Below are 6,590 nucleotides of genomic sequence, written 5' to 3' on the forward strand. Positions count from 1 at the left end.
CGAGTCGCGCCGTCCACCCGCCCGCTCCTCGCGACCCCGCCCGAGCAGCTGCGCTCAGGCGTAGCCCCAGACCTTCGTCAGCTCGCGCAGCCGCGGCGGCACCTCGTCGATCGGCGGCAGCGGGCGCGGTGGCTGGACCCGCCCGGAGCGGATGTTGTCGCTCCAGTCCCCGAGCCCGGTGGCGAACCTGCCGTGCTTGTGCGAGCCGTACTCGAGCATCCCGGCCTCCCAGCGGACGCCGAGGAAGCGGCACAGGTCGCGGGTGACCCGCTCCGGGTCGGCGCACAGATCCTCGTAGCGCACGACGTGCCCGGGCAGGGCGGCCCGGGCCGCCTCGACCTGCTCGGCGTAGGCGAGGACCTGCCGCTCGTGGCGGTCCTGCGGGAGGTCGGGGCGCGCCTTCACGAGCGACTGGGTGATCGTCGCGGGGTGGCGCAGCAGGAAGACGAACCGCGCCTGCGGCCACGCCGTGGACAGCCGCTCCCACATCGCCCCGTTGCCGGGCGTCTTGTCGACGAAGACCCGCTTGCCCGTACGCCGCAGCTCCCGGTCCATGATCCGGTCCCAGAGCAGGTGGGTGAGCTCCTCGTCGTCGAGCCCGAGCTGCTTCATCGCCAGCACCGCGTGCTGCCGGTCCGCCACGCCCGCCGTGACGTGCTTGAGGTGCAGCTCGTGGGGTGCGCAGACCTGCGAGTGCGAGTTGAGCAGCACGCGCAGCAGCGTCGACCCCGAGCGCACCGAGCTGAGCACGAAGACCGGCGACGTGACGAGCCGCTGGGCCGGGTCCGGGGTGGTGAGGGCACGCGTGATCCCGGCGCGTACGCGACGGCTGCGGCGCAGCGCCCGCTTGGGGTTCGCGAGCGCCGACGTTGCGGCCTGCTGCCAGTCCACGTGCCTCCTCGAACGTCCACGACCACGTCGGTCCCCACCGCGGAGGGGATGCTACGCCGGGGGGCTGAGCACCGCTCTCAGGTCATTTCCTACTCGCCCGATGGGGATTGCCCGGGGCACACCGGCCAGACGCGCGAACTGCGCTTCAGCTGACGGCGGCAGCCCAGGTCCTGACGCCGCCGCAAGTCGATGACAACAGCGTGACAAGGGCACCCCGGCAGGGTCGGAGCAGTTGCCCCACCGACTCGCAGGAGCTCCCATGCGCCGCCTCCTCGGCACCGTCCGGCTTCCCCAGCTCGCCGTCGTCGTGCCCGTCCTCGCCGCCGCCCTCGGCGCGTCCCCGTCGGTCGCCGAGGCCGCGACGGCCGGCTGGGTCGACGGCAAGTCCGACGCCGACACGATCATCGACTGCATCACGCAGAGCACGGCCACCGGCACGAGCGCGAACGCCGGCGTGCTGCTCGATCCGGACCACATACCCGCGGTGGGTGAGCGGTTCTGGGTGCGCGTCTACACCGGCCTCGTCGGCATGCCGTGCAACGGCAAGGCGGCCATGCTGCCGGAGTTCATCCCGCCAACGGGCGTCGAGTTCGCCGTCGACAGCGCGAACCCCATCACCTACGGGATCGCGAAGGTCGGCCAGCAGCCGTCGTTCAGCCCGGACGGGCTCGTCTTCGACTACGGCCACAACGGCGGCCTGCTCGTCGGCGTGAAGAGCAGCGACCACCCCAACGGCGGCCCGTTCCTTCTCAACCAGGACGCCGGCATCCTCGAGATCCGCGTGCCGATGGTGGCCACCCGCCCGCTGAAGGGCAAGGCGTCCCAGGAGCCCGAGTGCGAGGACCGGCGGACCGGCCGCGCCCCGTGCAAGCTGACCGAGGCCGGCGACCACCTGCAGGTCGCCGTGACCGTCGAGGACAGCGGCAACAAGCAGTACGTCATCCCCTACGTCGGCCTCTTCGCCAACCCGGCGGCCGCCCCCGCCCCGGCTCCTGCTCCCGCGCCTGCTCCCGCGCCTGCTCCCGCCCCGGCGCCCGCCCCGGCGCCCGCGCCTGCCCCGGCGCCAGCGCCGGCGCCGACCAAGGCGAGGTCCGTCACGAAGGTGACGTGGAAGCTGCCGCAGCGCGGCGCTCGCAAGGCCGTCGTGACCGTCACCGCGTCGGCCCGTCCCACGGGCACGGTGACCGTGCTCGACGGCACCCGGGTGGTGGCCAAGGCCAAGCTGACCGCCGCTCGCCGGGGCAAGCTCACGATCAGCCTGCCGGTGCTGCGCAAGGGCAGGCACACGCTCTCGGTGCGCTACTCGGGCAGCACGGCCGTCCTGCCGTCGCAGTCGGGCAAGCGGGCGTTCGTGCTGCGCTGAGCGGCGCGGACGTCGGAGACGACGTCACGCCCTCGGGTGGAGAGCGCGCAGCGTCACGCTCTCGCCGGGAACAGCTCCTCCAGCACCAGCGCCACCCCGTCGTCGTCGTTGCTCGCCGTGGTCCGGTCGACCGCGGCGAGCACGTCGGCGTGGGCGTTGGCCACGGCGTACGACGTGCCGGCCCACGCCAGCATCGGCAGGTCGTTGGGCATGTCGCCGAAAGCGACGACCTCCTCGGACCGGACCCCGCGCTCGGCGCAGAGCCGGGCGAGCGTCGTCGCTTTCGACACGCCCGCGGCGGAGATCTCCAGCAAAGCGCCGTTGCCGCCCGGCGTCGAGTGGGTCGCGGTCACCGTGTCACCGAGCACGTCGCGCGCGGCGGCGAGCAGCTCGTCGGAGGACCGGTCGGCGCTGCGGACGAGCAGCTTGACGACCGGGTCGGTGAGCAGCTCCTCGACCGCCGCGACCCGCACGTCCGCGGGCAGCGAGTAGCGCGTCCGGTAGGACGGCTCGAGCGCGAAGCCCTGCTCGCTCTCGACGGCGAAGGAGATGTCCTGCATCGCGTTGCGCAGGACGCGGACGGTCTCGCGGGCGGCCTCGGCGGCCAGCGGGAAGCGCTCGACGACCTCCTCCTTGTGCAGGTCGTAGAGCAGTGCGCCGTTGGCGCACACCGCGAGCCCGGTGTGACCGGTCGCGCTCGCGACCTCCGCCATCCAGCGCGGAGGACGGCCGGTCACGAAGACGACGGTGCCGCCGCTGCGCTCGACGCCCTGCAGCGCGGCCACCGTGCGGTCCGAGATCGTGCCGTCCGTGCGGACGAGCGTGCCGTCGAGGTCGGAGGCGACGAGCCGGATCACCTGAACCACCGTTCCAGTGTCTGAGCGACCCCGTCGTCGGCGAAGACGCCCGTCACCAGGTCGGCGGCGTCCTGCACCTCCGCCGGGGCGTGCCCCATGGCCACTCCGCACGCCGCCCACTGCAGCATCTCGAGGTCGTTGCGCCCGTCGCCGATCGCGAGCGTCCGGTCGCGCGCGACGCCGAGGCGCTCGCGCACCGGGTCCAGCGCGTACGCCTTGGTGACCCCCTCGGGCGCGAGGTCGAGCCAGGCGGTGTAGCCGACGGCGTACGAGACGTCGTGCAGGCCGAGCCGCCCGACGACCTCGAGGAACTCGTCGGGCTCCTTCTCCGGGCTGCGCAGCACGACACGCGTCACCGGGTCGCGGACGAGGTCGTCGATGTCCATGAGCACCTGCTCGCCGGCCAGCTCCCCGGGCGGGAACGGCGCGCTGACGCGGTAGCCGACGCCCAGCTCCTCGACCGCGACGAGCGCGTCGGGCAGGTGCTCGCGCAGCAGCCGGACGGCGGGCGCGGCGTCGAAGGTCACCGTGTCGACGACGACCGGCGGGTCGATGGTGGCCGTGACCGCGCCGTTGCTGCAGACCAGCCAGCCCGCCGGGAGCCCGAGCGCCGCGGCGACCGGGCGCGTCGCGTGCACCGAGCGGCCGGTGGAGAGCACGACGGGCACGCCGGCGTCCACGACCCGCCGCACGGCGGCGGCGACCGCGGGCGAGATCTCCTCGTCCGGGGAGACCACGGTGCCGTCGAGGTCCAGGGCGACCAGCCCCGGCCGCCACCCGGGGTCGTCGAACGGCCGGGCCGCTGCCATGCGGGGCGGCGTCAGCGGGCCGCGACGGGCTCGAGCGCCTCGCGTCCGACGTAGGGCACCAGCGCGGCCGGCACCCGCACGGAGCCGTCGGCCTGCTGGAAGTTCTCCAGGATCGCGACGACGAGGCGCGGCACCGCGGCGAGCGTCCCGTTGAGCGTCGCGACCGGGCGCGTGCCGGACTCGTCGCGGGTGCGGATCTTCAGCCGCCGAGCCTGGAAGTCGGTGCAGTTGGAGGTCGAGGTGACCTCGCGGTACTTGCCCTGCGTCGGGACCCAGGCCTCGCAGTCGAACTTGCGGGCGGCGCTGGCGCCCAGGTCCCCGGTCGCGACGTCGATCACGCGGTAGGGCAGCTCGAGCAGGCCCAGGAACGCCTTCTCGTGCGCAAGCAGCTTCTCGTGCTCGGCCTCGGCGTCCTCGGGCCGGCAGAACACGAACATCTCGACCTTGTCGAACTGGTGCACGCGGATGATGCCGCGGGTGTCGCGCCCGTGCGCCCCCGCCTCACGCCGGAAGCACGGGGAGTAGGCGGCGTAGCGCAGCGGCAGCGCGCCGGCGTCGAGGATCTCGTCCATGTGGTAGGCCGCCATCGGCACCTCGGACGTGCCCACGAGGTAGAGGCCGTCGTCCGGCATCGCGTAGACGTTCTCGGCGGCCTGGCCGAGGAAGCCGGTGCCCTCCATGGCCTCCGGGCGCACGAGCACCGGCGGCAGCACGGGGATCAGGCCCTCGCGCACCGCGTAGTCCTGCGCGCAGCGCACGATCGCGTTGGCCAGCAGCGCCCCGACACCGACGAAGAAGTAGAACCGCGAGCCCGAGACCTTCGCCCCGCGGTCCAGGTCGATCGCGCCGAGCAGCTTGCCGAGGTCGACGTGGTCGCGCGGCTCGAAGTCGAACGACGGCTTCTCGCCGACCTCCTCGATCAGCCGGAAGTCCTCCTCGCCGCCGACCGGGGCCGCGGGGTGGACCACGTTGGAGAGCGCGAGCAGGGCGCGGTCGACGTCGGCGGAGGCGGCGGTGGACTCGGCCTCGGCCGCCTTCACCTGGGCCGAGAGCTCCTTGGTGCGCGCGAGCAGCGCGGCCTTCTCCTCGCCCTTGGCCTTCGCGACCTGCGACCCGAGCGACTTCTGCTCGGCGCGCAGCGACTCGAAGCGGCCGAGCGCGCTGCGGCGGGCGGCGTCCGCCTCGAGCAGCACGTCGACGAGGCCGGGGTCCTCCCCGCGCGCCCGCTGGCTCGCACGGACGGCGTCCGGATCATCCCGGAGCAGGCGCAGGTCGATCACACCCCGGAGCCTAACGGGCGACCCCGGATCAAGTACGCCTGCCCGCCCGCCGAAAGCACCGTGAAGGTGTCCCGCGGACATCGTCTGCGACCGGGCACCCGGGCGCGTCCCCCGAGCCAAGGACCAGCGATGACCACTCAGCCGCTCGCCGCCCCGCGCCCGTCCGGCGGCGGCCCCCGCCGCTGGCTCGCGAACCGCCGGATCGGCACCAAGATCCTCGCCGCCGTGCTCGTGGTGGCCGGCGGCGGCGCCGTCGTCGGCGTCGAGGCGATCCGGGCGCTCGGCGACGTCAACGCCTCCACCGTGGAGGTTTTCGAGGAGCACCTGGTGCCGACGCGGGCGGTCGGCGAGGCGCGCACCGCGCTCGAGATGGGCCGCCAGGACGTGTCGAGCTACGTGCTCGGCGACGCGGCCGCGCGGCAGAAGTACACCGGCGAGATCGCCAAGGACGACGAGCTGCTGGACACGGCCATCGCCGACTACCGAGCGAGCGCGGACCTCGATGCGCACCGCACCGAGCTTCTCGACGAGTGGACGGCGGCGGTGCAGGCGTACCGCGACTACCGCGACGGGACCGAGCTCCCGGCCGCTCAGGAGAGCGCCGCGGAGTACGTCGCGGTGCACCCGCAGGGGTCGCAGCTGTCCGGCAAGGCCGACGACGTGCTGCTCGAGCTCGCCGAGATCGAGCACGCAGAGGCGGCGGGCACGCTGCACGCTGCCGAGGCGAGCTACGGCTCCGCCCGCCACCTGGTCATCGCGCTGCTGCTGCTGAGCCTGCTGCTCGGCGTGGGGCTCGCCGTCGCGATATCGCGGCTGATCGTCGTGTCGCTGCGCAAGGTGCAGACATCCCTGCAGGCCATGGCGGCCGGGGACCTCACGGTGTCCGCCGACGTGCGGACCGCCGACGAGGTGGGGCAGATGGCGCAGGCGCTCGGGGAGGCCCAGCAGGGCGTACGCGGCCTGGTGCAGACCGCCGCCGCGTCCGCCTCCTCGCTGTCGGCCGCCGCCGAGCAGCTGTCGGCCGTCGCCCTGCAGATCGCAGCCGCGTCCGAGGAGTCCGCGGTGCAGGTGCAGAGCGTCGTGCAGACCGCCGAGGACGTCTCGCGCAGCGTCGCCACGGTCGCGGCCGGCTCGGAGGAGATGGGCGCGTCCATCCGCGAGATCGCGCACGGCGCGAACGAGGCCGCCGCCGTCGCGGTGCAGGCCGTACAGGTCGCCGAGAGCACGAACACGACCGTCACCACCCTGGGGCAGTCGTCGGCCGAGATCAGCGAGGTCGTCCGCGTGATCACCTCGATCGCGGAGCAGACCAAGCTCCTCGCGCTCAACGCCACGATCGAGGCGGCCCGCGCGGGCGAGGCCGGCAAGGGCTTCGCGGTCGTCGCCAACG

6 protein-coding genes are annotated in these 6,590 nt (G+C 73.8%); 2 read left to right on the forward strand and 4 right to left on the reverse strand.

Annotated features, from left to right (window positions below; genetic code table 11):
• Nucleotides 1-54: 54 nt before the first annotated feature.
• Nucleotides 55-891 carry a sulfotransferase family protein gene (locus tag G9H71_RS15855; protein ID WP_331273044.1) on the reverse strand — a complete coding sequence of 279 codons (837 nt, stop codon included), beginning with the start codon at nucleotides 889-891 and terminating at the stop codon, nucleotides 55-57.
• 259 nt (nucleotides 892-1,150) lie between these two features.
• Here G9H71_RS15855 and G9H71_RS15860 point away from each other — a divergent pair, with 259 nt between their 5' ends.
• Nucleotides 1,151-2,254: an Ig-like domain-containing protein gene (locus tag G9H71_RS15860; RefSeq protein WP_166283543.1), complete on the forward strand. Its 1,104-nt coding sequence runs from the start codon at nucleotides 1,151-1,153 to the stop codon at nucleotides 2,252-2,254.
• A 53-nt stretch (nucleotides 2,255-2,307) separates the two neighbouring features.
• On the opposite strand, the gene G9H71_RS15865 is transcribed toward G9H71_RS15860, so the two are convergent.
• Genes G9H71_RS15865 through serS form a run of 3 tightly spaced genes read right to left on the reverse strand, consistent with a single transcriptional unit; the run spans nucleotide 2,308 to nucleotide 5,200 of the window.
• The gene (locus G9H71_RS15865) at nucleotides 2,308-3,120 is read right to left on the reverse strand and encodes a Cof-type HAD-IIB family hydrolase (protein ID WP_166283544.1); all 813 of its coding nucleotides are present in this window, start codon (nucleotides 3,118-3,120) and stop codon (nucleotides 2,308-2,310) included.
• Nucleotides 3,108-3,920 carry an HAD family hydrolase gene (locus tag G9H71_RS15870; protein WP_166283545.1) on the reverse strand — a complete coding sequence of 271 codons (813 nt, stop codon included), beginning with the start codon at nucleotides 3,918-3,920 and terminating at the stop codon, nucleotides 3,108-3,110. Before G9H71_RS15870 ends, G9H71_RS15865 begins: the two co-directional genes overlap by 13 nt.
• Before the next feature lie 11 nt (nucleotides 3,921-3,931).
• Nucleotides 3,932-5,200, reverse strand: coding sequence for a serine--tRNA ligase (serS, locus tag G9H71_RS15875; protein WP_166283546.1), 1,269 nt, complete (start codon nucleotides 5,198-5,200; stop codon nucleotides 3,932-3,934).
• Between the two features lie 129 nt (nucleotides 5,201-5,329).
• On the opposite strand from serS, the gene G9H71_RS15880 reads away from it, so the two are divergent.
• Nucleotides 5,330-6,590: methyl-accepting chemotaxis protein (locus G9H71_RS15880; RefSeq protein ID WP_166283547.1), on the forward strand; the 1,261-nt coding region annotated here is incomplete at its 3' end.

The organism is Motilibacter deserti (assembly GCF_011250635.1).
Lineage (GTDB): Bacteria > Actinomycetota > Actinomycetes > Motilibacterales > Motilibacteraceae > Motilibacter_A > Motilibacter_A deserti.